This window comes from Stenotrophomonas rhizophila (assembly GCF_003651185.1).
GTDB lineage: Bacteria > Pseudomonadota > Gammaproteobacteria > Xanthomonadales > Xanthomonadaceae > Stenotrophomonas > Stenotrophomonas maltophilia_Z.
The window spans coordinates 2,350,070-2,377,031 of sequence record NZ_RCDC01000004.1; the positions used below are offsets into that span (position 1 = coordinate 2,350,070).

Annotated in this window: 28 protein-coding genes; 13 read left to right on the top strand and 15 right to left on the bottom strand. The window is 67.1% G+C overall.

The annotated features are described in order from the left end of the window. Window positions 1-39 precede the first annotated feature (39 nt). From trpE to BCL79_RS10495, 5 genes are all read right to left on the bottom strand, one after another. The gene (gene trpE / locus BCL79_RS10475) at window positions 40-1,515 is read right to left on the bottom strand and encodes an anthranilate synthase component I (protein ID WP_121040623.1); all 1,476 of its coding nucleotides are present in this window, start codon (window positions 1,513-1,515) and stop codon (window positions 40-42) included. Window positions 1,516-1,682: 167 nt separating this feature from the next. Continuing rightward, a complete protein-coding gene (gene yegS, locus BCL79_RS10480) occupies window positions 1,683-2,615 on the bottom strand; it encodes a lipid kinase YegS (protein ID WP_121040625.1) in 933 nt (310 codons plus the stop codon). A gap of 191 nt (window positions 2,616-2,806) precedes the next feature. Then, a complete protein-coding gene (locus tag BCL79_RS10485; RefSeq protein WP_121041314.1) occupies window positions 2,807-3,289 on the bottom strand; it encodes a GNAT family N-acetyltransferase in 483 nt (160 codons plus the stop codon). Between the two features lie 12 nt (window positions 3,290-3,301). Beyond that, window positions 3,302-3,979: a ribulose-phosphate 3-epimerase gene (gene rpe / locus BCL79_RS10490; RefSeq protein WP_121040628.1), complete on the bottom strand. Its 678-nt coding sequence runs from the start codon at window positions 3,977-3,979 to the stop codon at window positions 3,302-3,304. Between the two features lie 42 nt (window positions 3,980-4,021). Beyond that, window positions 4,022-4,351 (bottom strand): J domain-containing protein, encoded by a 330-nt coding sequence (locus BCL79_RS10495; protein ID WP_121040630.1) that lies wholly within the window; start codon window positions 4,349-4,351, stop codon window positions 4,022-4,024. A gap of 143 nt (window positions 4,352-4,494) precedes the next feature. Here BCL79_RS10495 and BCL79_RS10500 point away from each other — a divergent pair, with 143 nt between their 5' ends. The 8 genes from BCL79_RS10500 (at window position 4,495) to BCL79_RS10535 (ending at window position 12,336) form a co-directional block, all read left to right on the top strand. After that, window positions 4,495-5,421 carry a phosphoribosylaminoimidazolesuccinocarboxamide synthase gene (locus BCL79_RS10500; protein WP_019185298.1) on the top strand — a complete coding sequence of 309 codons (927 nt, stop codon included), beginning with the start codon at window positions 4,495-4,497 and terminating at the stop codon, window positions 5,419-5,421. Between the two features lie 135 nt (window positions 5,422-5,556). Further along, window positions 5,557-6,039 (top strand): DUF962 domain-containing protein, encoded by a 483-nt coding sequence (locus tag BCL79_RS10505; protein ID WP_121040632.1) that lies wholly within the window; start codon window positions 5,557-5,559, stop codon window positions 6,037-6,039. 359 nt (window positions 6,040-6,398) lie between these two features. After that, window positions 6,399-9,227, top strand: a complete 2,829-nt coding sequence (locus tag BCL79_RS10510) for a monovalent cation/H+ antiporter subunit A (RefSeq protein ID WP_121040634.1) — start codon at window positions 6,399-6,401, stop codon at window positions 9,225-9,227. Beyond that, complete coding sequence (locus BCL79_RS10515; RefSeq protein ID WP_121040636.1) at window positions 9,227-9,610, top strand: Na+/H+ antiporter subunit C; 384 nt, start codon at window positions 9,227-9,229, stop codon at window positions 9,608-9,610. Before BCL79_RS10510 ends, BCL79_RS10515 begins: the two co-directional genes overlap by 1 nt. Continuing rightward, entirely contained in the window at window positions 9,607-11,142 is a 1,536-nt protein-coding gene (locus BCL79_RS10520) for a monovalent cation/H+ antiporter subunit D (protein WP_121040638.1), read from the top strand. Before BCL79_RS10515 ends, BCL79_RS10520 begins: the two co-directional genes overlap by 4 nt. Further along, complete coding sequence (locus tag BCL79_RS10525) at window positions 11,139-11,645, top strand: Na+/H+ antiporter subunit E (protein ID WP_121040640.1); 507 nt, start codon at window positions 11,139-11,141, stop codon at window positions 11,643-11,645. Before BCL79_RS10520 ends, BCL79_RS10525 begins: the two co-directional genes overlap by 4 nt. Then, window positions 11,642-11,926, top strand: coding sequence for a K+/H+ antiporter subunit F (locus tag BCL79_RS10530; RefSeq protein ID WP_070472350.1), 285 nt, complete (start codon window positions 11,642-11,644; stop codon window positions 11,924-11,926). Before BCL79_RS10525 ends, BCL79_RS10530 begins: the two co-directional genes overlap by 4 nt. Then, a complete protein-coding gene (locus BCL79_RS10535; protein ID WP_121040642.1) occupies window positions 11,923-12,336 on the top strand; it encodes a Na+/H+ antiporter subunit G in 414 nt (137 codons plus the stop codon). Before BCL79_RS10530 ends, BCL79_RS10535 begins: the two co-directional genes overlap by 4 nt. A gap of 75 nt (window positions 12,337-12,411) precedes the next feature. On the opposite strand, the gene BCL79_RS10540 is transcribed toward BCL79_RS10535, so the two are convergent. Then, window positions 12,412-13,368, bottom strand: a complete 957-nt coding sequence (locus BCL79_RS10540) for a sodium:calcium antiporter (RefSeq protein ID WP_121040644.1) — start codon at window positions 13,366-13,368, stop codon at window positions 12,412-12,414. A 100-nt stretch (window positions 13,369-13,468) separates the two neighbouring features. After that, on the bottom strand, window positions 13,469-14,050 hold the full coding sequence (locus BCL79_RS10545) for a hypothetical protein (RefSeq protein ID WP_183073765.1): 582 nt from the start codon (window positions 14,048-14,050) through the stop codon (window positions 13,469-13,471). A 157-nt stretch (window positions 14,051-14,207) separates the two neighbouring features. Here BCL79_RS10545 and BCL79_RS10550 point away from each other — a divergent pair, with 157 nt between their 5' ends. Next, window positions 14,208-14,693 carry a hypothetical protein gene (locus BCL79_RS10550; protein ID WP_121040648.1) on the top strand — a complete coding sequence of 162 codons (486 nt, stop codon included), beginning with the start codon at window positions 14,208-14,210 and terminating at the stop codon, window positions 14,691-14,693. 7 nt (window positions 14,694-14,700) lie between these two features. On the opposite strand, the gene hmgA is transcribed toward BCL79_RS10550, so the two are convergent. Continuing rightward, window positions 14,701-16,002 carry a homogentisate 1,2-dioxygenase gene (gene hmgA / locus BCL79_RS10555; RefSeq protein ID WP_121040650.1) on the bottom strand — a complete coding sequence of 434 codons (1,302 nt, stop codon included), beginning with the start codon at window positions 16,000-16,002 and terminating at the stop codon, window positions 14,701-14,703. A gap of 106 nt (window positions 16,003-16,108) precedes the next feature. Then, on the bottom strand, window positions 16,109-17,179 hold the full coding sequence (gene hppD / locus BCL79_RS10560) for a 4-hydroxyphenylpyruvate dioxygenase (protein ID WP_121041316.1): 1,071 nt from the start codon (window positions 17,177-17,179) through the stop codon (window positions 16,109-16,111). A 172-nt stretch (window positions 17,180-17,351) separates the two neighbouring features. Here hppD and BCL79_RS10565 point away from each other — a divergent pair, with 172 nt between their 5' ends. Continuing rightward, window positions 17,352-17,840, top strand: a complete 489-nt coding sequence (locus tag BCL79_RS10565) for a MarR family winged helix-turn-helix transcriptional regulator (RefSeq protein WP_088433561.1) — start codon at window positions 17,352-17,354, stop codon at window positions 17,838-17,840. A gap of 24 nt (window positions 17,841-17,864) precedes the next feature. Here the strand turns inward: BCL79_RS10565 and BCL79_RS10570 are convergent, their stop codons facing one another. From BCL79_RS10570 to BCL79_RS10590, 5 genes are all read right to left on the bottom strand, one after another. After that, complete coding sequence (locus BCL79_RS10570; protein WP_121040652.1) at window positions 17,865-19,001, bottom strand: hypothetical protein; 1,137 nt, start codon at window positions 18,999-19,001, stop codon at window positions 17,865-17,867. Window positions 19,002-19,122: 121 nt separating this feature from the next. Next, complete coding sequence (locus BCL79_RS10575; RefSeq protein WP_121040654.1) at window positions 19,123-19,731, bottom strand: thioredoxin family protein; 609 nt, start codon at window positions 19,729-19,731, stop codon at window positions 19,123-19,125. A gap of 8 nt (window positions 19,732-19,739) precedes the next feature. Next, window positions 19,740-21,242, bottom strand: coding sequence for a peptide MFS transporter (locus tag BCL79_RS10580; RefSeq protein WP_121040656.1), 1,503 nt, complete (start codon window positions 21,240-21,242; stop codon window positions 19,740-19,742). Between the two features lie 243 nt (window positions 21,243-21,485). After that, window positions 21,486-22,364, bottom strand: a complete 879-nt coding sequence (locus BCL79_RS10585; RefSeq protein WP_121040658.1) for a tryptophan 2,3-dioxygenase — start codon at window positions 22,362-22,364, stop codon at window positions 21,486-21,488. Window positions 22,365-22,436: 72 nt separating this feature from the next. Further along, window positions 22,437-23,075 carry an NAD-dependent epimerase/dehydratase family protein gene (locus tag BCL79_RS10590; RefSeq protein WP_121040660.1) on the bottom strand — a complete coding sequence of 213 codons (639 nt, stop codon included), beginning with the start codon at window positions 23,073-23,075 and terminating at the stop codon, window positions 22,437-22,439. A gap of 132 nt (window positions 23,076-23,207) precedes the next feature. On the opposite strand from BCL79_RS10590, the gene BCL79_RS10595 reads away from it, so the two are divergent. From BCL79_RS10595 to BCL79_RS10605, 3 genes are read left to right on the top strand one after another with little or no spacing between them, the layout of a single operon-like run. Then, a complete protein-coding gene (locus BCL79_RS10595; RefSeq protein ID WP_121040662.1) occupies window positions 23,208-24,770 on the top strand; it encodes a GGDEF domain-containing protein in 1,563 nt (520 codons plus the stop codon). Between the two features lie 45 nt (window positions 24,771-24,815). Continuing rightward, complete coding sequence (locus tag BCL79_RS10600) at window positions 24,816-25,340, top strand: RNA polymerase sigma factor (RefSeq protein WP_121040664.1); 525 nt, start codon at window positions 24,816-24,818, stop codon at window positions 25,338-25,340. A gap of 10 nt (window positions 25,341-25,350) precedes the next feature. Further along, window positions 25,351-26,010, top strand: a complete 660-nt coding sequence (locus BCL79_RS10605) for a hypothetical protein (RefSeq protein WP_121040666.1) — start codon at window positions 25,351-25,353, stop codon at window positions 26,008-26,010. A gap of 12 nt (window positions 26,011-26,022) precedes the next feature. Here the strand turns inward: BCL79_RS10605 and BCL79_RS10610 are convergent, their stop codons facing one another. Further along, window positions 26,023-26,934 carry a DUF808 domain-containing protein gene (locus BCL79_RS10610; protein WP_121040668.1) on the bottom strand — a complete coding sequence of 304 codons (912 nt, stop codon included), beginning with the start codon at window positions 26,932-26,934 and terminating at the stop codon, window positions 26,023-26,025. Window positions 26,935-26,962 lie beyond the last annotated feature (28 nt).

Below are 26,962 nucleotides of genomic sequence, written 5' to 3' on the forward strand. Positions count from 1 at the left end.
GTGCAAAGGGAGCCGCGGCCAGGCCACGGCGCGGGAAACTCACAGGCCCTTGGCAGCCTGCGCCACGGCACGGAACAGCGCGCGGCCCTTGTTCATCGTCTCGTCCCATTCCTTGCCCGGGTCCGAGTCGTAGACGATGCCGGCACCGGCCTGCACGTGCAGGCGGCCGTCCTTGATCACCGCGGTGCGGATCGCGATGGCGGTGTCGGCATCGCCATGCCAGCCGATGTAGCCGATGCTGCCGGCGTAGACGTTGCGCTTGATCGGTTCCAGCTCGCGGATCACTTCCAGCGCGCGGATCTTCGGCGCACCGCTGACGGTGCCGGCCGGGAACGTCGCGCGCAGCACGTCGGCATAACTCAGGCCCGGCTGCAGTTGCCCGGTGACTTCGCTGACGATGTGCATGACGTGGCTGTAGCGTTCGATCACGAACTGCTCGCCCACTTCCACCGTGCCGGCCTTGGACACGCGGCCGGCATCGTTGCGGCCGAGATCGATCAGCATCAGATGCTCGGCACGCTCCTTGGGATCGGCCAGCAGCTCAACTTCCAGTGCGTTGTCTTCTTCCACCGTGGCGCCGCGCGGGCGGGTGCCGGCGATCGGACGCACGGTGACCTCCCCGTCCTGCAGCCGCACCAGGATCTCCGGCGAGGAGCCGACCACCTGCACGTCGCCGGTATCGAGGAAATACATGTACGGCGAGGGATTGAGCGCACGCAGCGCGCGGTACACATCCACCGGGCGCGCCTTGAACGGCACGCTCAGGCGCTGGCTCAGCACGACCTGGAAGATGTCGCCGGCGCGGATGTATTCCTTGGATTTGTCGACCGCGGCAATGAAGCCTTCGCGGGTGAAGCCGGAGACGAAATCGTTCTCGTCCAGCACGTCGCGCGTGATCGGCGCGGGGTAGCCGGCGCCGGGGGCGCGCAGCTTGGCGACCAGCGCATCCAGCTTGGCCTGGGCGTCCTCCCATGCACCGGGCTGACCCGGATCGGCATGCACGATCAGGTACAGACGGCCCTTGAGGTTGTCGAACACCGCCAGTTCTTCGGAGTGCAGCAGCAGGATGTCCGGCGTGCCCAGCTCATCGCGGCCACGCGGCGGTGCCAGGCGCGGTTCGATATAGCCGATGCACTCGAAGCCGAACCAGCCGACCAGGCCACCGGTGAAGCCCGGCAGACCCGCCAGCTTGGGCACCGAGTGGGCGCTGCGCAGCGCCTCGACCTCGGTGAACGGGTCGGCGACCTCGCGGGTTTCCACCACGGTGCCGGACTCGCTGATGGTCAGGGTATGGCCGTGGAAGGCATACACCCGGCGTGCCGGCAGGCCGATGATGGAATAGCGCCCGAAGCGTTCGCCGCCCTCGACCGATTCAAACAGATAGGTATGCGGGCCGTCGGCGAGCTTCAGATAGACCGACAGCGGCGTGTCCAGGTCGGACAGCACTTCACGGACGACGGGGATGCGGGTGTGGCCTTCAGCGGCCTGCTGCTGGAACTGCTCGAGCGTAATCAAGACGACTTTCCTTCCGGGAAACGGCGGTGGCGGGACGGACGACGGCAACAGGCCACCATCGCCACCAACGGCGAGCGGAAGAAAGGGTATGCGGGGTCGTCAGAATGGACACCCGGCGACTGTACCGCATTGACGGCACCGGATGGAACCCGGCGCCGCCCACGGCATCAGCCCCGCGACAGCAGCGGGCTGTCCAGCGCCACATGCAGGTTGACCCGGCCCGGCACGCAGTCGATGCGGAAGTGCCGGGCCTGGACCGGCTCGCCATCCAGATTGAGGGTCAGCGGCACGTCGGCCTCGATCTCCACCCACGGCGCCTGCACACGCTCGGCCACCTGCTCCAGCGCGCCGCGCTTGCCACCCTTGACCAACGCGGCAAAGGTGGAGGCGACCTCCCCGCTCAACTCGGGAATCACCGTGATATCGAGCAGACCATCGTCGATCAACGCCTCCGGGCACAGCACCTGCCCGCCGCCGGCCTGACGGCCATTGCCCACGCCGAGTGCGATGAAACCACCGGCCCATTCGAACCCCGGCGCCCGGACACGTGCCTGGATCGGATCGATCCGCCCCAGCCGCGATACCCCCGTGACCAGGTAGGCCAGCCCACCGAGCACCTTCTTCAAGCCCTCATCGGTCTCCACCGTGACCTCGGTGCCGAAACCGCCACTGGCCACGTTCGCGCACCACCACACCTTGCCATCGGCATCGATGCGCAGCAGGTCGACCGGGCGTGCCGGGGCGTGCGTGATCAGCTCCAGCGCCGCCAGCGGTGCATCGGGAATCTCCGCCGCGGTGGCGAAATCATTGGCCGTGCCCAGCGGCAGCAGCCCCAGCGACGGCAATGCATCGGCCCCCTCTTCCCGGTGGGCCAGTGTCTCGGCCACCTCACTGAGGGTGCCGTCGCCGCCGGCCGCGATGATCGTGTCGACCCCATGCGCGATGGCTTCGGCCACATAGCGCTCGGCATCGCCCGATTCCCAGGTCACCCGCACCTCCAGCTGCACCCCGCGCTCACGCAGCGCCGCCACCGCCTCGCGCACACCCTCATTGCCGGTGGCCTTGCCGTTGAGGATCAAACGCCAATGGGGACGGCTCATGCGGTACTTCCAGGGAGTGGGGAAGCGAAGGCTAGCAGCGGACGGCGTGGCCGCCGGTGAACGTCATCAAAGCGTCACCACGGGCCCGGAGAATGGAAGGCCATAGCAAGGAAGATGGATGGAGGCAGGATCAGCCTCCCGCTATTCCTAGGGCCGCATCAGCAATGGTGCGGTCTTTTTTTGAGGACAGCTCAGCCTGCGGCAAACACCCGCAACGCCTCGCCTTCCATCCGGTATACCGTCCACTCGCTCTGCGGCTTCGCGCCGGCGGCTTGGTAGAACTGGATCGCCGGTTCGTTCCAGTCCAGCACCGACCACTCGAAACGACCGCAGTTTTCGGCCACGGCGATGCGCGCGATGTGCTGCAGCAGCGCCTTGCCGGCACCGCTGCCGCGCTTTTCCGGGCTGACGTACAGATCTTCCAGATAGATCCCGTTACGGCCCAGCCACGTCGAGTAGTTGTAGAAATACACCGCATACCCGATCGCCACGCCGTCGGCTTCGCAGATCAGCGCGTGCGCCTTCGCCGCCGATCCGAACAGGCTCGCGCGGATGCCCGCTTCGTCGGTCTGCACCGCCGACTCGGCCCTCTCGTAGATCGCCAACTCGCGGATGAAGCGCAGGATCAGCCCCGCATCCTCGGCGGTGGCCACGCGGATGGTCACGGCAGCCACCGAGCCCATGGCTCAGCCCCGCGCCGCGGCGACGTTGCCGCGCATCTGCGCGATGATGTCCTGGTAGCTGGTCTTCGCATTGAAGATCGCCGAGCCGGCCACGAACGCATCCGCACCGGCCGCCGCGATGGCGCCGATGTTGTCGGCCTTCACGCCACCGTCGATCTCCAGGCGGATGTCCTTGCCGCTGGCATCGATCTTCTGGCGGATCGCGCGCACCTTGTCCAGCGCCGAGGGAATGAACGCCTGGCCGCCGAAGCCCGGATTGACCGACATCACCAGCACCAGGTCCAGGTCATCGAGCACCCAGTCCAGGATGTCCACCGGCGTGGCCGGATTGAGCACCACGCCCGGCTTGCAGCCCAGCGAACGGATCAGCTGGATCGTGCGGTGCACGTGGCGGCTCGCCTCCGGATGGAAGCTGATGTACGTCGCGCCGGCCTCGGCGAAATCCGGAATGATGCGGTCCACCGGCTCCACCATCAGATGCACGTCGATCGGCGCGGTCACGCCGTGCTTGCGCAGCGCCTGGCAGACCAGCGGGCCGATGGTCAGGTTCGGCACGTAATGGTTGTCCATCACATCGAAATGCACCCAGTCGGCACCGGCCGCGAGCACGTTGTCCACTTCCTCGCCCAGGCGGGCGAAATCGGCGGACAGAATGGAGGGAGCAATGATGCAGTTGGACATGGCCGGGGCCTTCAGGAGGTTGAAAGGGGGCGCCGCGCGGAATCAGCGCTTGCGCAGGGTCTTGATGCGGTCGTAGGCGGCATTGAGCTGGCGCGACTTGCGCTCGGCCTGCTGGCGCAGCTCCGGGGCAGCGCCGACCACCTTGTCCGGGTGGTACTGGGACATCAGCCGGCGGTAGGCCAGGTCGATCTCGGCATCGGTCGCCTCGGAGGTCAGCCCCAGCTCGCGGTAGGGGTTTTCCCTGTTCAGCCGGAACCAGTCGGCATCGAAGGCATGCCCCAGCAACAGCCCGAACGCGGCCCCGAACAGCGGATTGGGCCTGCACAGCAGGGCGCCAGCGATGAATCCGAGCAGTTTTCCGTACCAGCGCATGGTGGTCTGGGCAGCCAAGGCGACAAAGGATCCTCATTTTACGTCACAGCGGGCCCAACCCGCTTTACACTAGGCCGCCCGCTGTCTGTGCGGGCCCTCCGGGTCCCCTGGACAGCTGTCATGACGAAGCCTCAGGAGTGCCCGTGCCGACCACGTTGTTGCAATCCGATCTCCCCGGCCTGCCCTTGCGCCATCGCGGCAAGGTGCGTGATGTTTTCGACATTCCGCGCGACCGGCTCCCCGCCGGCACTCCGCCGGGGGACTACCTGCTGATGGTCGCCACCGACCGTCTGTCAGCCTTCGACGTGGTGCTCCCCGATCCGATCCCCGGCAAGGGCGAAATGCTCTGCCAGGTCTCGAACTTCTGGTTCGCCAAGACCGCGCACCTGATGCCCAACCACCTGACCGGCATCGATGTCGCCAGCGTGCTGCCCGAAGGTGTCGATCCGGCCCTGTACGCCAAGCGCGCGGTAGTCACCCGCAAGCTCAAGCCGGTTCCGGTCGAGGCGATCGCCCGCGGCTACCTGATCGGCAGCGGCTGGAAGGACTACCAGCGCACCGGCAAGATCAGCGGCATCGAGCTGCCGGATGGCCTGCGCCAGGCCGAACAGCTGCCCGAACCGATCTTCACCCCCTCGACCAAGGCCGCCGTCGGCGACCATGACGAGAACATCGATTTCGATGCGATGGTGAAGGCGGTCGGTGCGGACCTGGCCGAGCGCGTGCGCGATGCCACCCTGCGTATCTATGCCTTCGCCGCCGATTACGCCCGCGAGCGCGGCATCATTCTGGCCGACACCAAGTTCGAGTTCGGTACCGATGCCGATGGCCGTCTGTACATCATGGACGAGATGCTGACCCCGGATTCCTCGCGCTACTGGCCGGCCGACGAGTACGAGGTGGGCACCAGCCCGCCGAGCTACGACAAGCAGTTCGTCCGCGACTACCTGGAGACGCTGGACTGGGGCAAGACCGCCCCGGGCCCAAGCATCCCGGCCGAGATCATCGAGCGCACCCGCGCCAAGTACGCCGAGGCGCTGCAGCGCCTGGCCGGCATCTCGGTCGACTGACCGGCACGGCGTTCCCCGGCCCTGCGCCGGGGAACGCGGTCTCCGATGCCGCGGCCATGTCGGGCAGCCGATGGAAGGCAGCCGACCAACGGTCGGCTCTACCGGCGGTATGCTCTGCAGATCCTGGGAGGGAACATGGCCACCACCACCGTCGCACGCCCGATCGACCGCTATTTCGCCAGTTATTCCGACGACCACCGCAATGCGCTGAACCAGCGCATCCACGTCGTGGCCGTCCCGGCGATCGCATGGTCGGTGATTGCCCTGCTGTGGTGCCTGCCGCCGCTGATCACCTGGTTCCAGAACGGAATCTGGGCCGGCCTGGCGATGTTCGCCGCCTGGTGCTTCTACAACCGCCTGTCGCGCACGCTGGGCTACGGCATGCTGGCGTTCTTCTTCGTCAGCGGCTGCGTCTGCCGGCTGCTGGAAGCCGAAATCGGCCTGGTGAACCTGTTCTGGCTGGCCCTGGGCGTCTTCGCCGTGGCCTGGGTCGCGCAGTTCATCGGCCACAAGCATGAAGGCCGCAAGCCGAGCTTCCTGACCGATCTGGTCTACCTGCTGATCGGCCCGCTGTGGGTGCTGGCCAAGCTCTACCGCCGGATGGACTGGCGCTACTGACCGGTTTTTCCTGAACGAGCGGGCGCGCTCACCGGCACTCCACGCCGGACCGTCCAGCATCGTGCCCAGTGACCTTTCGAGCGACGGTCACCGTTCATCTTCGTGCACATCCACGCGGTCCCGCAGGCCCTGCGACGACTGGTTCCAGACCCGTTTCGACGGGCGCCGGGAGGCCACAGTCGGCAAAGTCGCCAGCGGGTCTCCATACGGCCGCCGACGCGCCCGAATGGGACCGCGCGCCGCCCTGAAAAAATGAATCAGCGCACGTTACATGCAATTGAGGGCGTATTCGGGTGTATCGGCAGCAATTGCCTGCCTGTTAGACTGAACGACCTGCTCGTGAATCCCGCATTCCCTGCATGAATCCTAGTCTGCTCCTGCTGCTCGCCCTGCCCTTCCTGATGGCAGTGGCCGTCGCTTCATTCCGCCGCACCTCCCGCTCCACGGCCGCCTGGGTAGCCGCGGCCGCTCCGCTGGGAGGACTGGCGCTGTTGGCGACGATGACCCCGGCCGTCATGGACGGCGGGATCGTCCGCAGTTACGGGGAGTGGATACCGCAGATCGGCCTGGCCTTCTCGCTGCGCCTGGATGGCCTGGCCTGGATGTTCGCCGGGATGGTGCTGGCGATCGGCGCATTGGTGGTGATGTACGCCCACTACTACCTCAGTGCCCGCGACAGCGCCCACCGCTTCTACTGCTACCTGCTGCTGTTCATGGGCGCCATGCTGGGCATGGTGCTCTCGGGCAACCTGTTGCTGTTGATGGTGTTCTGGGAAATGACCAGCATCAGCTCGTTCCTGCTGATCGGCTTCTGGTCGCACCGCCAGGATGCCCGCGAGGGCGCCCGGATGGCCCTGGTGGTCACCGGCGGCGGCGGTCTGGCGCTGCTCGGCGGCGTGCTGCTGATCGGCCGCATCGTGGGTAGCTTCGAGCTGGATGCGGTGCTCGCCGCCGGCGATCTGATCCGCGCCAGTTCGCTGTACCCGTATGCCCTGTTCCTCGTCCTGGCCGGCATCTTCACCAAGAGCGCCCAGTTCCCGTTCCACTTCTGGCTGCCGCACGCGATGGCCGCGCCGACGCCCGTCTCGGCCTACCTGCATTCGGCGACGATGGTCAAAGCCGGCGTGTTCCTGCTGGCGCGGTTGCACCCGGCGCTGGCCGGCACCGATCTGTTCTTCTATACGGTCAGCGGCATCGGGGCGATCACCCTGCTGATCGGCGCCTGGAACGCGATCTTCCAGCATGACCTCAAAGGCCTGCTGGCCTATTCGACGATCTCCCATCTGGGCCTGATCACCATGCTGTTCGGCCTGTCCACGCCGATGGCGGTGGTGGCCGGCGTGTTCCACATCCTCAACCACGCCACCTTCAAGGCCTCGCTGTTCATGGCCGCCGGCATCATCGACCATGAGACCGGCACCCGTGACATGCGCAAGCTGGGCGGGTTGCGGCGGTTGATGCCGATCACCAGCGCGCTGGCGATCATCGCCTCGCTGGCGATGGCCGGTATTCCGCTGCTCAACGGCTTCCTGTCCAAGGAAATGCTGTTCGCCGAAGCGCTGACCGCGGGCGGCCCGGAAACCATGCGCGTGGTGATGTCGATCGCCGCGCTGCTGGCCGGCGTGTTCGGCGTGGCCTACAGCCTGCGCTTCGTGCACGACACCTTCTTCGGCAACGGCCCACACGATCTGGACCGCGTCCCACATGAGCCGCCGCGCTTCATGAAGGTGCCCGTGGAGATCCTGGTCGTGGTCTGCGTGGCCGTCGGCGTCGCCCCGGCGATCACCATCGCCCCGGTGCTGCATGCGGCCGCCTCCTCGATCCTGGGCGCGGCGATGCCGGCCTACAGCCTCTCGGTCTGGCACGGGTTCAACACCCCGTTGATGATGAGCATCGCCGGCGTGATCGGCGGTATCGCGCTGTACTTCGGCCTGCGCCGCCTGATCAACCTGCATGCGGTGGTCAGTCGCAGCATCGGCCGCAATATTTTCCACAAGCAGCTGGACCTGGTGTTCGGCTTCGCCCACCGCCTCACCCAGGGCCTGGCCAACGGCAGCCTGCAGCGCATGCTGATGGCGCTGGTGGTGGTGGCGATCATCGTCGCCGTGGCACCGTTCGTGGCCAACCCGGCCTCGCCCAACTGGCCCTCGCCGCAGCCGATCCCACTGCTGGGCTGGGCGCTGTGGCTGGTGATGATGGCCTGCGCGCTGGGCGCACTGTTTGTCTACCGGCAGCGCCTGCTGGCGGTGCTGGTGGTGGGCGGCGTCGGCCTGATGGTCTCGCTGACCTTCGTGTTCCTGTCCGCGCCGGATCTGGCCCTGACCCAGCTGCTGGTGGAGATGGTCACCCTGGTGCTGATGCTGCTGGGCATGAACTACCTGCCGATCCAGTCGCCACCGGAGAAGTCGGTCTGGCGCAAGCGGCGCGATGCGGTGATCGCGATCGTCGCCGGTGGCGGCCTGGCCGCGATGGCCTACACCGCCATGACGTTGCCGCCCAACACCATGGCCGGCGAACTGCTGGCGCGTGCGCTGCCGGAAGCCTATGGGCAGAACGTGGTCAACGTGATCCTGGTCGACTTCCGTGGCTTTGATACCTTCGGTGAAATCACCGTGTTCGGCATCGCCGCGCTGGTGGTGCACGCCATGCTGCGCCGCTCGCGGATGGCGCCGGAACAGATCATGCCCGGCCCGCCGATCAAGCTGCCCGTACCGGCCGATCTGGCCCAGATCATGTTCCCGCTGACCCTGACCGTCTCGATCTTCCTGTTCCTGCGCGGCCACAACGCGCCCGGCGGCGGCTTCATCGCCGGCCTGGTGCTGGCCGTGCCGCTGCTGATCCAGTACGTCATCCAGGGCACCACCTCGGTGGAATCGCGCTTCGGCTTCGATTACATCCGCTGCATCGGTGCCGGCCTGCTGATCGCCATCCTCAGTGGCTGCGCTTCGATGCTGTTCGGCGTGCCGTTCCTGACCAGCGGCCATCTGGACCTGCACATTCCGCTGATCGGCGAGGTACCGCTGGCCAGCGCGATCGGCTTCGATACCGGCGTGTACCTGGTGGTATTTGGTGGCGTGATGCTGATGCTCTCGATGATGGGCACGATCAAGCCCTCGCGCACCCGCAATGCCCGTAAAGGCGAAATCGATCCCAACCGCCGTTCGGCAAAAACCGGGGAGATGCACTGATGGAACTGGCTCTGGCAAGCGCCATCGGCGTGCTGAGCGCGATCGGCATCTACCTGTTGCTGCGCGCGCGCAGCTTCGATGTGATCCTCGGCATGACCTTCCTGTCGTATGCGACCAACCTGCTGATCTTTGCCGGCGGCCGGCTGGTGCAGGGCAAGGCGCCGGTGCTGCGTGAGGGCATCGAGAGCGATCTGGGCAACTACACCGATCCGCTGCCGCAGGCGCTGGTGCTGACCGCCATCGTGATCGCGTTCGCGATGACGGCGGTCAGCATCGTGCTGGCGATGCGCAGCCGCAGCGACAACCACAGCGACCACGTAGACGCGCACGAAGAAGAAGAGCTTCCCGCCGATACCGCGCCGGGCCGGGAGGGCGGCGCATGAACCATGCGGTGATCCTGCCCATCCTGATTCCGCTGTTCGGCGCGGCCTGCTCCCTGTTCGTCGAGCATCGCCGCTACGGGCCGAAGGTGCAGCGCACGGTGGCGTGGACCACGCTGACCGCGCTCGCCGCAGCCGTCGCGCTGCTGTTCGCGCAGACCGCTGACGGCAGCATCGCGGTGTACCTGCTGGGTGACTGGCCCTCGCGGCTGGGCATCGCGCTGGTGGCCGACCGCCTCTCGGCATGGATGCTGGTGACCACACTGCTGCTGGCCATCCCTTGCCTGCTGCACGCCTGCTCGGGCTGGGACCGCCGCGCGCCGCACTTCCATGCCTTGTTCCAGTTCCAGCTGGTCGGCCTCAACGGCGCGTTCCTGACCGGCGATATCTTCAATCTGTTCGTGTTCTTCGAGGTGATGCTGATCGCCTCCTACGGCCTGCTGCTCAGCGGCGGGCGCGGCCTGCGCATGCGCATCGGCCTGCACTACGTGGTGTTCAACGTCACCGCCTCCACCCTGTTCCTGATCGCACTCGGCCTGCTGTACGCCTCGCTGGGCTCGCTCAACATGGCCGAACTGTCGCAGCGCATCGCTGAAGTGCCGGCCTCGCACCTGACCCTGGTCAAGGCGACGATGGGGCTGTTGCTGCTGGTGTTCTGCAGCAAGGCCGCGCTGATGCCGCTGTACCTGTGGTTGCCCGAAGCGTATGCGCGTGCGCCGGCCGCGGTGGCCGCGCTGTTCGCGATCATGACCAAGGTCGGCCTGTACGCGGTGCTGCGGGTCAGCACCCTGTGGTTCGGCGAGGGTGCCGGCCCGATGGCCGGCTACGGCAGCGAATGGCTGCTCTGGGCCGGTGTGGCCACCCTCGTGCTGGGCGGCCTGGGCGTGCTCGCTGCGGCACGCCTGCGCGTGCTGATCTCCTACCTGGTGGTGGTCTCGGCGGCGACGCTGTTCATCGCGTTCTCGGTGCGTACGCCCGAAGTGCTCTCGGCCGGCCTCTACTACTTGCCGCACAGCACCTTCGTGGCCGCCGCGCTGTTCCTCATTGCCGATCTGATCCGCCGCCGCCGCGGCGGTGCCAGCGATCGCAAGGAAGTCATCGCGCCGATGCCGGGCAAGGAAACGCCGGCGGTGCTGTTCCTGATCGGTGCGGTGTCGGTGGCGGGCCTGCCGCCGTTGTCCGGCTTCCTGGCCAAGGCTGCGCTGCTGGCCGGCATGCCGGCGCAGTACACCTGGGCGGTGTGGGCCGCGGTGCTGGGCAGCAGCCTGATGGTCATCGTCGGCCTGACCCGTGGCGGCATCCGCCTGTTCTGGCGCGTGCCGGTGGTCGAAGAAGGCGCACCCAAGCCGCGCAAGGCGCCGACGCGCACCGTGGAATTGTTCGCCGCCGCGCTGCTGCTCAGCTATGGCATCGCGATGAGCGTGTTCGCCGGCCCGCTGATGCAGCACACCGATGCGATGGCCACCCAGTTGCTGCAGCCCCAGGACTATGTGGGTGAACTGCGCGCCACCACGCCGGAGATCCGCCAGCCATGACGCGCAAGCCTTCCCTGTACAAGCGCATTCTGCCCTCGCCTTCGCTCAGCGTGATGGTCGTGGCGTTCTGGCTGTTGATGTCCGACAGCTTCACCCTGGGCCAGTTCGTGCTTGGCATGATCCTGGGCGTCGTGGTGCCGCTGTTCGCCGCCCGGCTGGACCGCGAGTTCGCGCGGATCGGCTCGCTCAAGCCCCTCCCCAAACTGTTGTTCGTGACCCTGTGGGACATCCTGATCTCCAACATCCGGGTGGCGATCCAGGTGCTGGGGCCGGAGCGCCGCATCCACCCCGGTTTCATCTGGCTGCCGCTGGATATCGCCAACATCCACGGCATCGCCGCGCTCACCAGCATGATCACGTTGACCCCGGGCACGGTCTCGGCCGCGTTGTCCGATGACCGCAGGTATCTGTTGGTGCACGTGCTGCATCTGGATGATCCGGATGAACTGGTCCGGCAGATCAAATCCCGCTACGAAGCCCCGCTGATGGAGATTTTCCCATGACCGGATACATGTTCATCCAGACCACGATGGTGGTGTGCATGCACGTGGTCGGCCTGGCCATGCTGCTGGCCACCTGGCGCCTGCTGCGCGGCCCCACCGTGCCCGATCGCATCCTTGCGCTGGACACCTTGTCGGTGACGGCCATCGCTGAACTCATGTTGTTCGGCATGTACCTCAACTCGGCGGTGTATTTCGAAGCCGCGCTGATCATCGCCATGCTCGGCTTCGGCAGCACGGTGGTGCTGAGCAAGTTCGTGCTGCGCCGGGACATCGTCGAATGATCACCTTCATCCAGATCGTGCTGTCGATCCTGCTGCTGTTCGGCTGCTTCTTCATCCTGGTCGGCGCGCTCGGCCTGGTGAAGCTCTCCACCTTCTTCAAGCGCCTGCACGCACCGACCAAGGCCAGCACGCTGGGCGTGGGCTGCGTGCTGGTCGGCTCGGTCTGTTATCACATCTTCCTCGGCGAAGACCCGCAGCCGCGTGAGCTGCTGATCACCGTGTTCCTGTTCATCACTGCACCGATCAGTGCGCACATGATGGCCAAGGCCGCGTTGTCGCTGCTGATGGAAACCCGGCCGGACCTGCCGGGCCACAAGACCGCCAAGGAAGAACAGTTGCCGCCGCCGGAGCCGCGCCATCCGGGCGACACCGAGGGTGCCAAGGCCCCCGTTTCCCGGGACAGCCAGTAGAGCCGACCGCTGGTCGGCTGCAGGCATCCTGCCGGAGGGCAGCCGACCCACGGCCGGCGCTCCGTAGTGCGACGTTCAGCCGCCCCAGACCAGCGCCAGTTCCAGTGCCACCCACCCCAGGAACGCCACCACCAGCACCGCGCCTTCGCGCCGGCTGATGGTCAGGTCACCGCGCAGCATCGGGTAGAGCACCAGCACGAAGGCGATCGCCGCCGGCAGCTCCAGTTTCACGAACGATCCGGGCAGCGCCAGCGGGCGCAATGCGGCCATGCCGCCGACCACCACCAGCAGGTTGAACAGGCTCGAGCCGATCACGTGGCCCAGCACCATGTCGCCCTGACCACGCCGGGCGGCGGCAATGGCTGCCGCCACTTCGGGCAATGCGGTGCCGATCGCCACCGGCAGCAGGCCGACCAGCAACGGTGACCAGCCCAGCCCGGCGCCAAACACCGGCGCGGCCTGCACGATCCAGCGCGCGCCGAAATAGAGGCACACACCCGCGAACAGCAGCCGCAGGAGGTTGAGGAACAGTCCCGTGCGGGTCATGGCGTAGCCGGCGATGCCCTCACGCACCGGTTCGACTTCCAGCCGCGCGCGGCGCAGCAGGAACACCAGCAGGCCGACAAAGGCGAGCAGCAGCACGGCCCCTTCCCAGCGTGCGATCACGCCATCCAGGCCGAACAGGATCAGCAGCGCACTGGCGGCGGCAAGACACACCAGCAAGGGCGAGAGCAGCCGCGCACGGACCAGCAGCGGCGCAGCGAGCGCCGCCAGGCCCAGGGTCAGGCCGAGGTTGACGATGTTGCTGCCCACCGCATTGCCCAGCGCGAGTTCTTCCGCGCCGACCACGAAGGCACGGGCGTTGACCACCAGCTCCGGCAGCGAGGTGCCGAAGGCCACCAGCAGCAACCCGGCCACGAACGGCGACGCGCCGAAGCGCTGGGCCAGACCCGAGGCGGCCCGGACGATGGAGTCGCCGCCCAGTGCCAACAGCACCAGGCCCAGCAAGAACCAAACAGTGGCAGCGATCATCTGGTGCTCCCCGGTGACAGATGTGAGCCGATTCTAGGGCCAGCCCACGCCAAACAGTGAAGGCCCGCCCCGGCCCTGTGGCCGGCGCGGTGCCGATGGCTCAGGAGCAGCCTTCCACGTAATCGACCTGCGGGGTCTTGCCGACCCGCCATGCGGTCACATTGCCATCGCCGTTGATCTCGAAGTTGACCAGCGCGCCGCCCTCGGTGGCCGGGCGCACGCGCAGGTTGTGGCCCTGCTCGTCGTACTTGTGCGGGGTCAGGTCGCCGCGATCCGGGTACAGCGTCTGCAGCTGGCCGAGCGACATGCCGACCTTGCCGCCACCGGGGGCGACGATGCGGTCGTTGCGCACGTCGTACCGGACCAGACGCTTGCCTTCGATCATGAAGATCACGTCTTCGGCCTGCGCGCCTTCCGGCCGCAGCGCATGGCAGTAATCGTCAGGGACGTCGCCCTGCAGGGGTGTCTTCCAGGCTGCCCGGACCTCGTCCAAGGTGCTGCCCAGCGCCACCGGGCCGTAGCCATCCAGCCGTGCCGGACCCTGCGTCACCGTGCCCGGGGCCGCCGTGGCAGGCGCTGCCGGCGCGGTGTCCGCCGCCGGTGCAGGCACGGCCGCCTCGGCATCGGCCGACGGCGTCTCCGGCGTGCGCTCGCACGCGGCCAAGGCCAGCACCATCCCCACTGCCATCACGCTTCCCAGCTGTCTCATGCCTGCATCCTCCCGGTGAATGGGCGCAGCCTAGCGCGAGCGCCGTGTGGGCGGCATGCACAGTGTCGCTGTCATCCGCGTTTCACCTGCCGCGTTCAGGCTCGGCCTGCACCGCATCGACCCCGCCCCCATGCAACCGCAGAAGACCGACCTCGCCCGCACCGCCCTGCAGGCCCACCGCGCGCCCCTGGACATGCGCCAGCGCCGGCTGTTGATCCTGTGCGACGGCCAGCGCGACCTGGTGCAGCTCGGCCAGCTGGTGGGCCCGGAAACCCCGGCGATGGTGATCCAGCTGATCCAGAGCGGGTATCTGGTGTTGAGTGCGGTGACACCGACCGCGGTGCCGGTGCCCGTGACCGAACGCCGCCGCTCGCTGGTGGCCGCCCGCATCTATCTGCTGGACATCCTGGAACTGCAGCGTCATCCGCAGGCGGCAGCCCTGTTCCACACCCTGCAGCAGGCCCGCAGCGACGACGCGGTCATGGCGGCGCTGCAGACCGCATTGGACGCGCTGCCAGGCCTGACCTCCACCGGCTATGCCGAGCGGGTGCGGCAGCGGTTGCTGGAGGTGCTGCCGAAGGAGCATGCCGAGCGCTTCCAGATCGCGCTGGTTTGAGCCTGCGTCAGCCCGAGAAATTCGCCTTCAATCCCTGCCAGCAGTGCTGGTACCCGCGCTGGCGATGCGCCGCGTCCATCGCCTGTGCGGTGGGGCGGATCACGCCGCGGGTTTCGAACATGAAGGCCATGGTGTCCTTGATCACGTCCGGCCTGCTCAGGTCGGCCGCGGAGGCCTTTTCGAAGGTCGCCGCATCCGGGCCATGTCCGCTCATGCAGTTGTGCAGCGAGGCACCGCCGGGCACGAAGCCTTCGGCCTTCGCATCGTAGGCACCGTGGATCAGGCCCATGAATTCGCTGGCGATGTTGCGGTGGAACCACGGCGGGCGGAACGTGTTCTGCGCGACCAGCCAGCGCGGCGGGAAGATCGCGAAGTCCATGTTGCTGGTGCCCGGCGTGTCGCTGGGCGAATGCAGCACGAGGAAGATCGAGGGATCGGGATGATCGTGGCTGATCGAGCCGATCGTGTTGAAGCGGCGCAGATCGTAGCGGTACGGCGCGTAGTTGCCGTGCCAGGCGACCACGTCCAGCGGCGAATGATCGATATCCGCGCGCCACAGCTGGCCCTGGAATTTGGCAATCAGTTCGAACGCGCCGTCGATGTTCTCGAACGCGGCATGCGGCGTTTCGAAGTCACGCGGATTGGCCAGGCCGTTGGACCCGATAGGGCCCAGGTCGGGCAGCTTCAGCAGCGCGCCGAAGTTCTCACAGACGTAGCCGCGTGCGTCGCCATCGGGCAGTTCGACACGGAAGCGCACACCGCGTGGAATCACCGCGATCTGCTGCGGTTCGATCTCGATCACGCCCATTTCGGTGAGCAGGCGCAGGCGGCCCAGCTGCGGGACGATCAGCAGCTCGCCATCGGCGTTGTAGAAATAGCGGCCCTGCATGTCGCGGTTGGCGGCATACAGGTGGATGCCCACGCCATGGTGGGCGTCGGGCGAACCGTTGCCCCCCATCGTGTACAGCCCCTCGATGAAATCCGTGGGCGTGCTGGGCAGCGGCAACGGATCCCAGCGCAACTGGTTGGGCGAGACCGCGCCCTGCGCGACGTCGCCGTGCAGGTGGGGCTGGCTAAAGGGGGTGAACTCGCCGTGGGTCACCGCGGGGCGGATGCGGTACACCCAGCTGCGGCGGTTGCTCCCGCGCGGCGCGGTGAACGCGGTGCCGGACAGCTGTTCGGCATACAGACCATGGGCGACACGCTGCGGCGAGTTCTGCCCCACCGGCAGTGCACCCGGCACCGCCTCGGTGGCGAACTCGTTGCCGAAACCGGTCTGATAGCCGCGCGATGACATCGGGTTGTTCATGGTCCTGCTCCGCCGGGGGCGTGGATGGCAAGGGAATACGGCCGATGGCACCCGCGCGGGCGCGGATGCCACCGTTGAAGCGTAACGCGGGTGGCGGCCGAGTGCCTTACAGCACGCCGCGCTTCATCTGGTCGCGCTCGATGCTTTCGAACAGCGCGGTGAAGTTGCCTTCGCCGAAGCCTTCGTTGCCCTTGCGCTGGATGATCTCGAAGAAGATCGGGCCGATGCAGTTGGTGGTGAAGATCTGCAGCAGTTTGCGCTGCTTTGTCTCCGGGTCGGCATCGATCAGGATCTTGTTCTTCGCCAGTCGGGCCACGTCTTCACCGTGGTTGGGCACGCGCATGTCGATCACATCGAAATACGTGTCCGGCGTATCCAGGAACTCCACGCCCTGGGCGCGCATCGCCTCCACGGTGTCGTAGATGCTCTCGGTAAAGCAGGCGATGTGCTGGATGCCCTCGCCCTTGTAGGCGTCGAGGTATTCGTTGATCTGGCTCTTCGGATCGGACGATTCGTTGAGCGGGATGCGCACGATGCCGTCCGGGGCGGTCATCGCCTTGGACACCAGGCCGGTCTTGAGGCCCTTGATGTCGAAGTAGCGGATCTCGCGGAAGTTGAACAGGCGCTCGTAGTAATCCGACCACTGCTGCATGTTGCCGAAGTACAGGTTGTGCGTCAGGTGGTCGATGAAGGTCAGCCCGAAGCCCTTCGGGCGCGGGTCCACACCCTCGATCGGCGCGTAATCGGTATCGAACATGCTGCCGTTGGCGCCGTAACGGTCGACCAGGTACAGCATGCAGTCGCCGATGCCCTTGATGATCGGGGCGGCGACGGCGCGGGTCTCGGGCTTGAAGTCGATCGCTTCGGCACCGTTGCCCAGGGCCATCTGGTAGACCTCATCGCCCGGCTTCTTGAAGCGGATGGCGAAACCGCAGGCGCACGGGCCGTGCTTCTCGGCGAAGTCCGATGCGAACGAATCCGGCTCTTCGTTGACCAGGAAATTCACGTCGCCCTGGCGATAGACCGTGATCGCACGCTGCTTGTGGCGCAGCACGGCGGTGAAGCCCATCTTGCGGAAATAGTCGTGCAGTTCCGCGCCACGGCCGGCCGGGGCGGCGAACTCGACGAACTCGAAACCATCGATGCCCATCGGGTTTTCGAAGGTGGTGACCTGCATGCCCGGATCGGGTGCGAAGGACGCGGTGCTCGTTTGGCTGGTCATGCTGTGGCTCCAAAGCAGTCCGCATCGGAAAAAACCAGGTGCGGTAGGAAGGCAGACCCGCGAGAATGCGGAGTCCGGAACGTAGGTTATAGTTTCACATGAAACCACCATCAAGGTGCACCGCAGCATGAGCCCGCCCGATCCCAGCAGTCACAGCATCCGCGCATCGCACGCCCTGCTCGATCTGGAGCAGTTCCTGCCGTACCGGCTGAGCGTTCTGTCCAACCGCGTCAGCGGCAACATCGCCAAGCTGTACGGCGACCGTTATGGCCTGGCGATCCCCGAGTGGCGGGTGATCACGGTCCTGGCGTTGTATCCGGGCTCGTCGGCCAGCGAGGTGTCCGATCGCACCGCGATGGACAAGGTCGCGGTCAGCCGCGCCGTGGCCAGACTGCTCGAACGGGGCTTCATCAAGCGTGAAACCCATGGCGATGACCGCCGCCGCTCGGTGCTGGCGCTGTCGGCGGCCGGATTCGAGGTGTACGAGACCATCGCGCCGCTGGTGATCGACATCACCCGCAAGCTGATGTCCGTGCTCAGCGAGGACGAAGAACAGATGCTGGAGACGCTGATCCTGCGCCTGGCCGGGGAAGGCCTGCAGCGGATGGACGAGTAGCCAGCGACCGTTGGTCGTTGCGGCTCAGCTCAGGTGCTTGCGCCGCGCATGCACCCACGGCGCGGCCAGCGCGCCGATGGCACCGCCGGCAAACCCCAGCGAGGCGGCCACGGCGGCCGCTTCGATCGCACCCGGCAGAGCCAGCGCGGCGACCACCAGCAGCAGCGATGGCAGGCCGATGAAGGTGGCCATGAAGTAGCGCCAGCGCGGTGACCACGTACCGACCTGGAGCAGGCTGACCGGCATCCAGGCTTCGCCTGAGGCGTCCTGGGCAACCTTCGCGGCCACCTTGCCCAGGTCCGCTTCGACCGGCCCCTTGCCACCACGCGCGGCAGCCAGCATCGCGGCCACCTCGTCAACCGCCGGGAAGCTGGTCGGCCAGGTCTGCGGGGCGTTGACCCCGTAGGCAGTCAGCAGCGGCACGCTGATCCAGGGTGCCAGCAAGGGCCGTACCTTGCGGCGGTCCATCACGCACCAGATCTGGGTCATGCCATGCGCGGTGACGCTGTACAGCGCCAGCTGCGCCGCCGCCGGATAAGGCAGCAGGTGCACGCGGGCGGCCATGCTGTCGTAGCCCATCTCACGCAGGAAGCCCGGGCGGGTACGTCCCTCGTGCGCCCAGGCCAGGCCGAGCGCGCCGACCAGATACACCTCGGCCGGATCCTTCGTGCCGGCGGTGGCGCGGTCATCGCTGGCCAGGAAGAACGCCAGCGATTTGGGTTCGGCGACATCGAGCTGGTCCCAGCGCCCGGCGTCGCCCAGCACATGTTTGAGCGGCAGGCGCGCCGGGGCGGTTTCGTCCTTGCTGGCGTTCTGCAGGAACGGCACCACGCTCAGCACGAAGCCCTGCAGGTCCACGCCGCGCAGGCCGCTGCCCTGCCACTCGGCCGGGATCAAGCCGGGCAGCGTGCCCTGGCGTGCCAGCGTGTCCAGCTGCGCCTTCTGCTCCACCAGTTTCTGCACGGCCGCCTTGAGCAGCACGTTGTCGGGCACGGAGACCATCGGCAGGCGGTAGCGGATCGCGCCCGGCGCCGGCGTGTCGGCCTCCAGCGCATCGGGTGCGGTGTGGTCATCGAGCAGCACATCGACCGGCGGCAGGCTCACGCCGGCCGGCGCATCAAGAGAGACTTCGGTGGTGCTGTCGCTGGTGCCCGGCTGCATGCGTCGATTCCGTCGGTTGTCCGCCACGAACAGCGCGGCATGAGGTCCTTGGGGGTAGCGGCAGGGCAGCGGACAAATTGAGGGCAAAAAAAAAGCCGCGGAATCCGCGGCCTTTTCCAGATCACGACGCTTTGGGTGGCGCCCATTGCTTCATGAAGGCAAAGAAGCGGCCACGGTCGTAGCCCTTCTTCTGCCCCTTGTCCGCTTCCAGCTCACCGGTGAACTGCGAATGCAGCAGCGTGCCGTCGGCATCGAGCACGAACAGGTGCGGGTAGCCCTTCACTGGCGGGAACTGCGACAGGAACGCCGCGTTCTCGTTCTCTTCGCTGTAGTTGACCTTCATCCAGACATAGTTCGCATCGCGGAAGCGGCGGATCTCCGCATCCCCTTCGATGAACCCATCCATCAGATGGCACCACGGGCACCACTCACCGCCCACATCCAGGATGATCCGCTTGCCCCCGCGCTGGGCCTCGACCTTGGCCGTGGCCAGATCGGCAACCGGATCGCGGGCGGGATCGAACTGGGCGTTAAGCGCCGCGATCGCGGCGATGTCCGCCGCGGCCGGGGTGTTGCCCGAGGCCACCGGTGCGCCGGGATCGGCGACCGGGGCCTTCTGCTCGGACGTATCCAGCGGCTGCGCAGGCGCCGCGGTAGGCGCCGACGACGGCGAACAGGCGGCCAGCAGGCCGGCCACGATCATCGACATTCCCGCGGCTTTCATGCGCATCGCCTTCCTCACTTGACGCCGTGCATCAGCTTGTTGATCAGCGGGGCGACCAGGAACAGCACCACGCCGGAGATGATCAACGCCCAGAAGCCGAACGTGTAGCCCTTCAGCGCCGATTCCACGGTCATGCCGCCTTCGCCGCTGACCACGCCGGCGAAGATGCCCGACATGTTGTTGCCGATGCCGGTGGACAGGAACCAGCCACCCATGCCGAAGCCAACCAGGCGCACCGGGGCCAGCTTGGTCACCATCGACAGGCCGATCGGCGACAGGCACAGCTCACCGACGGACTGGATGACGTAGACCATGAACAGCGTCCAGAACGGAATCTTGCCATCCACGACCATGCTCGACAGGGCGACCATCAGCAGCGCGAACGCCGCACCGTTGAACAGCAGGCCCAGGCCGAACTTGCGCGGGATCGACGGGTTGGCGCGGCCCAGCTTGATCCAGATCCAGGCAATGATCGGGGCCAGGGTGATGATCGCCACCGAGTTGACCGACTGGAACCAGGCGGTCGGGAATTCCCAGCCGCCCAGATTGCGGTTGACGATGTTGTCGGCCAGGAAGGTGAACGAGCTGCCGGCCTGTTCGAAGAACATCCAGAACATCACGTTGAAGGTGAAGATGATCAGCATGGCGATCACGCGGTCGCGCTGGACCTTGCCTTCGCGGATGCCTTCAACCAGCAGCAGGATCGCCAGCGCGATGAACATCGCGCCCAGGATCCAGGCCAGCGCGGTGGCGCCGGTGGAGAGCAGGAAGAACGCGATCGGGATCGCCACGATCGCACCGATGAACACCATCACGATGCGGCCATAGCCCTCTGCACCGGCCGGCGGGGCGCCGATGCCCTTCAGGCCGGCGCGGCCAACGTAGAACCAGGCCAGGCTGATCAGCATGCCGATGCCCGAGGCGATGAAGACCATCTTGTAGGACGGCATCGCCTGGGTGCCGAACACGCGCTCGGCCAGGTACTGGGTCAGCACCGGGGCGATCATCGCGCCGATGTTGATGCCCATGTAGAAGATGGTGAAGCCCGAATCGCGGCGCTCATCCTTCAGGCCGTAAAGCTTGCCGACCATGGTGGAGATGTTCGGCTTGAACAGGCCGTTGCCGATGATGATCGTGGCCAGGCCCAGTTCGAAGATTTCCTTGTTGGGCATGGCGACCATGAACAGGCCGGCGGCCATGATCACCGCGCCGGTCAGGATCGAGCGTTGGTAGCCCAGCACCCGATCGGCGACGTAGCCACCGAAGATGGCGGCGGCGTACACCAGCGCCAGATAGGCACCGTAGGTCCGGCTGGCGGCGGCCTGGCCGGCCGAATCACCGTCGAAGAACTGCGCGACGATGTACAGCACCAGGGCCCAACGGATGCCGTAGAACGCAAAGCGTTCCCAGAACTCGGTCATGAACAGCATCCACAACGGGCGCGGATGGCCCAGCGTGGTCTTGAACTCCGGCAGCGCCGGATCGGGAACGGATTTCGCGGCGGCGTCTACGCTCATGCGGGATTCCTGGGTTCGGTGGAAGACATGCACGTCCGATGTGCGAAAGCAGCGCGGGAGAATCCCAGACCAACCACGTTCACGTCAAATACACGCTGATGTGGACCGCTGGCAGCATGGTCGCTGAACTTGCATCTGCAACTTCCGGGCAAAACCCGGCAGCGCAGCAACGGCGGGGCCTGCCGCACCGTACGGCGGATGCGGCAGGTAAATATGAATAGGCTTATTGCGGTCGATGCCGGATCAGGCGTCCGGCGGCATCGGGTCGTCGTTGCGGATCGTGGTGCGCACCTGGAACAGCTCCGGGAAGAAGGTCAGTTCCAGCGCCTGGCGCAGGAAGCCGACCCCGCTGGAGCCGCCGGTGCCGCGCTTGAAGCCGATCACCCGCATCACGGTCCGCATGTGGCGGAACCGCCACAGCTGGAAGGCGGTTTCCAGATCGACCAGGTCTTCGCACAGCGCGTACTCACGCCAGAAACGGTCGGTGTTCTGGTAGATCCGCTCGAACACCGGGTGCAGCGCATCGTCGGCCACGTGCGGCTGTTGCCAATCGCGCCCTTGATAGCCGGCCGGGACCGGATGGCCGAAGCGAGCCAGGTAGCGCAGGAACTCCTCGTACAGGCTGGGGGCATCAAGCACCTCCTGCAGCTGGGCCTGGCCGGCCGGGTCATGCGAGAACACCTGCAGCATCTGCGCGTTCTTGTTGCCCAGCAGGAACTCGATGTAGCGGTACTGCAGCGACTGGAAGCCCGACGACGGGCCCAGCACATCGCGGAAGCCCATGTACTCCGAAGGGGTCAACGTCTCCAGCACCGACCACTGCTCGGTCAGCTGGCGCAGCACCTGCTTGCTGCGCGCCAGCACCTTCTGGCATTGCCAGACCTCGTCGCGCTTGAGGTGAGCGATCGCCGCGCGCAGCTCGTGCCCCAGCAGCTTCAGCCACAGCTCGGAGGTCTGGTGCTGGATGATGAACAGCATTTCGTCATGGTGCGGCGGGTTGGACAGCGGCTGCTGGGCCGACAGCAGCTGATCCAGGCGCAGGTAACCGCCGTAGGTCAGCCGCCCCTCCAGATCGGTGTGGATACCAGCTTCGAGATCGCGTTGGTTCTTGTCGACGGACATGGCAGGGACCGCTAAAGGGGCTGAAAGGGTAGCGCAGTGGCCGGGGGGGCCGCGCATCCGGCCGTCAGCGGCTCAGCGCGCCGCCAGATCGGCCGAACCCACGATCCTGACGCCGGGCGTCGGCACCAACGCCGCCTCGACCAGCGCGGCGGCGATGCTCCCGGCCGGATTGATCCGCCAGGCGCGCGGCAGGAGCGGACCGAGCACGCCCAGCACCACGCTGGCCAGATGCTCACCGGTACGCCGTTCGGCACGCTCGCCCCCGATCAGCCCGGGCCGGACCAGGGTCAGCGACGGGTAGCCCAGCTCCCGCAGGTCCTGCTCCAGCCGGCCTTTGACCTGGTTGTAGAAGATCCGCGCGCCCGCATCGGCGCCCATCGCCGAGTTCAACGCGAAGGCATGCGCGCCGCGGGCGCGTGCCTGCTGTGCCACGGCCAGCGGAAAATCATGGTCGACCCGTGCGAACGCCTCCTGGCTGCCGGCCTGTTTGATCGTCGTACCGAGCGCGCAGATCACGGCATCCACCGCCCACCAGTCGGCCTCGCCCGGCAACTGTGCGAAGTCCACCACCGGGTTGAGCAGCGCTGCATCCGTGGTATCCAGCGCGCGGCGGGTCGGGGCGATCACCGCATCGCAACGGGGGTCGTCCAGTAGTTGCCGCAGCACATGACTGCCGACCAGTCCGGTCGCCCCCACCAGCATCACCTTCATCGCACTCTCCTGCCGTCGCCGTGCTTACCATCCTGCCATGCATGACCGGTTCAAGGCCGGCCCCACTGCGCCGATACTGTTCCCACCTCTCCACCGCTCCGGCTCCGGCCGTGCCCTGCAAGGATCTGCCGCATGACGGACCCGCACGACGCTCCCCCCAGCCCCGGCACCGCCGTCGGGCGGCTGCTGTCGCGGCGGCAGAGCGTGGGCACAGGGGTGGAGGCCGCCAGCGAGCCGGCGCCCGGCCCCAAGGGGGGCAGCAGCGCGATGCTGCAACGGTTGTTCGCCGGCATCGATGCGCCCGAGCCGCTGCTGGCCGCGTTCGCCAATGGCATGTCCACCCTGCCCGGCGAGCTGGGCGACATGGGCCTGCGCCTGCAGTCGGCGCAGCGCAGCGCGGATTGGGTCAGCTATGGCCGCGCGATGCGCCAGCTGATCGACAAGTACATCCGCACCATCGAACAGGAGACCCCGGATGGCCAGCCCGACAGCCTGCGCCTGCGCGAGCTGCTGCGGCATACCGTCGGGGTGACCGTGGCCAGCCTGCTGCAGAACATGCCCGAACTGCGCGAGGAGCCGGTGCAGCTGGCCGGTGAACTGCGCCACTGGCATCCCGGCCAGCCGCTGCAGCCGATCGAACAACGGCTGCGCGAGCTCTCGCACCAGATCGGCGTGCGCAGCGATGGCTGGCAGGAACAGCAGGAGCTGCTGCTGAGTCTGTTCGATCTGCTGTTGGACAACATCAGCGAGCTGCTGGATGACAGCAGCTGGCTGCACGGCCAAGTCCACGCGGTGCGTTCGCTGATCGGCGGCCCGCTGGATCGCGATTCGGTCGAACAGGCGCGTGCCAACCTGCGCGAGGTGATCTACAAGCAGGGGCTGCTCAAGCAGGGCATCGTCGAATCCAAGGCGGCGATGAAGAACGTCATGGGGGGCTTCATCGAGCGCCTGGACGGCATGGCGGTGAGCACGGGCGAATACCATGACCGGATCAGCAGCTACGCGCTGGCCCTGAAGGAAGCGCGCAGCATCGCCGACCTCAACCAGTTGCTGCAGGACGTGCTGCAGGACACCGGCCGGGTGCAGGATCAGGCCCTGCAGGCGCGCGACCACCTGGGCAATGCACGCCGTGAAGTGGAACAGGCCGAACAGCGCATCGCCGAGCTGGAGCAGGAGCTGCGCGAGGTCTCCGGGTTGATCCGGACCGATCCGCTGACCGGTGCGCTCAACCGCCGCGGTCTGGATGAGCTGCTGGAGCGCGAACTGGCGCGTGCCGCCCGCCACGGCCATCCGCTGGCGCTGGCCCTGCTGGACCTGGACGATTTCCATCAGACCAATACCCTGCATGGCCATGCCGGTGGCGATGCGGTGCTTCGCCACCTGGTGACCGTCTGCCAGCTGCACCTGCGCAGCAGCGATGCCATCGCCCGGCTCGGCGGCGATGAGTTCGTCCTGCTGCTGCCGGAAACACCTGCAGCGGACAGCATGTCCACCCTGCTTCGGCTGCAGCGTTCGTTGGCGCAGCGGCCGCTGCCGTTGGACGAACAGCGCGTGCCGGTGCATTTCAGCGCCGGGCTGGCGCAATGGCAGCCGGGCGAACCAGCCGAGACGCTGCTGCGGCGTGCCGATGCGTCGCTGTATGCGGCCAAGCGGGCCGGCAAGAACCGCGTACTGGCGGCCGAGCCACCGCGCTGAGCCCGCGCCTGTGATATTCCGCGCACCGGCGCGAATCACCCGGGTATGGACATGACACGGCCCGCTACCGACATTGATCTGCGCCCGCGCTTCGCCGCGCTGCTGGAGCAGCACCGCGGCATCGTGCTGAAGGTGGCGCGCGGCTATTGCCGCCACCCTGAGGATCGGCTCGATCTGGTCCAGGAGATCAGCGTGCAGGCATGGGCGGCATTCGAGGAATTCGACCCGGCGCGGGCGCGCTTCTCGACCTGGCTGTACCGGCTTGCGCTCAACGTGGCGATCTCGCAATGGCGCCGGCAGCAGCATCGGCAGCGCCACCACGCCGCGCTGGACGACGACCTGCCCGCCGCGGACGACCGTGCACCCCCCGAGCAACGCCATGCCCTGCATCAGCTGGAGGTGGCCATCCATGCGCTGCCGCCACTGGACCGTGCCCTGATGCTGCTGCACCTGGACGATCACGACCACCGGCAGATCGCCGAGGTGCTGGGCATCAGCGTCGCCAACGTCTCCACCCGCCTGCACCGCCTGCGCCAGCAACTGCGCACGCGCCTGAACCCCACCGACTGAGAGCCCCGCCATGCAACCGGATGACCTCAAGCACCTGTGGAACAGCGTCGGCACCCCCACCGATGCGCAGGAAACCTTCGCGCTGGAAGCGTGGCGCAGCCATCGGCAACGCAGCGTTCAACGCCAGCTCGGCCTCTTCAGCCTGTGGCAGGGGCTGCAACTGGTGGTCTGGCTGGCCGTGGCGGTGTACTGCGGCAGCCAGTGGTGGCAGCAACCTCCGTTGGCGGTGATGCTCAGCGCGTTGGCGCTGCATGCCTATTGCATCGCGGTGATCATCGCCAGCATCACCCGCCTGCATCGCCGCCGGCAGTTGCAGCCGACGCAGACGGTGCTGGCGCAATCGCAGCAGCTGGCCGCGCTGCGTCGCCACACCGCGCTGACCGAGCTGCTGCTCGGCCTGCCGTGGTGCTGGCTATGGTTGGCCGTGCCGGTGCTGGTGGCCTGGCAGGCCTGGGGCGTGGATCTGGGCGCCTTTGCCGCGCCGTGGCTGCTCGCCTCGCTGGGCGCGGGGACGCTGGCCATGCTGGCCGCCTTGATCCTTGCCCGCCGCTGGGCCCAGCGCGCACCGGCCTCGCCGTGGCTGCAGCGCGTGATCGATGCGCTGTCCGGCCGCCGGCTGGCCCACGCACACGCCGAGCTGGAGGCCCTGCGCGGCTGGGAGCCGGCCTGATGGGGTCGCCCCTCAGTGCGCGGGCTTGGCCCCGCGCAGCTTCTGGAACCCGGTCACCGCCGCCAGGACCACCGCGCCGATCACCACGCCGACGATCACGTTGCCCAGCGCGTTGATCAACCAGCCCCAGCTGCCATCGCCGCCCATTGCCAGAATGGCGTGGTGCAGCGGCGCGATGCTGTGCACCAGGATGCCGCCACCGACCAGGAACATCGCTGCGGTACCGGCCACCGAGAGGAACTTCATCAGCCACGGTGCGGCCACCAGCAGGCCCCGGCCGACCGCCGCCAGCGCCGCGCCCTTGCGCGACAGGTACAGGCCCAGATCGTCCAGCTTGACGATGCCGGCGACCAGGCCGTAGACAAACACCGTCATCGCCAGCGCGATCACCACCAGCGCGCTGACCTGGTTGAGGAACGGCGCGCTGGAGACCACGCCCAGCGACAGCACGATGATCTCGGCCGACAGAATGAAGTCGGTGCGGATCGCGCCCTTCACCTTGTCCTTCTCCCACGCGACCATGTCCACCTTCTCGTCGGCCAGGGCCTTGGCCCGCTCGGCCTTGCGCTGCTCGTCCTCATCGCGCGAATGCAGGAAGCGGTGCGCCAGCTTCTCCACGCCCTCGTAGCAGAGGAAGGCGCCACCGATCATCATCAGCGGGGTGATCGCCCAGGGCAGCCAGGCGCTGATCGCCAACGCGGCCGGCACCAGGATCGCCTTGTTGACCAGCGAGCCCTTGGCCACCGCCCACACCACCGGCAGCTCACGGTTGGCGCTGACGCCGGTCACCTGCTGCGCGTTCAGCGCGAGGTCGTCGCCGAGCACGCCGGCGGTCTTCTTCGCCGCCACCTTGGTCAGCACCGACACATCGTCCAGCAGGGACGCAATGTCATCGAGCAACGCGAACAGACTGGCACCGGCCATGGTGGATCCAAAGGAGGAAGCGGGAGCG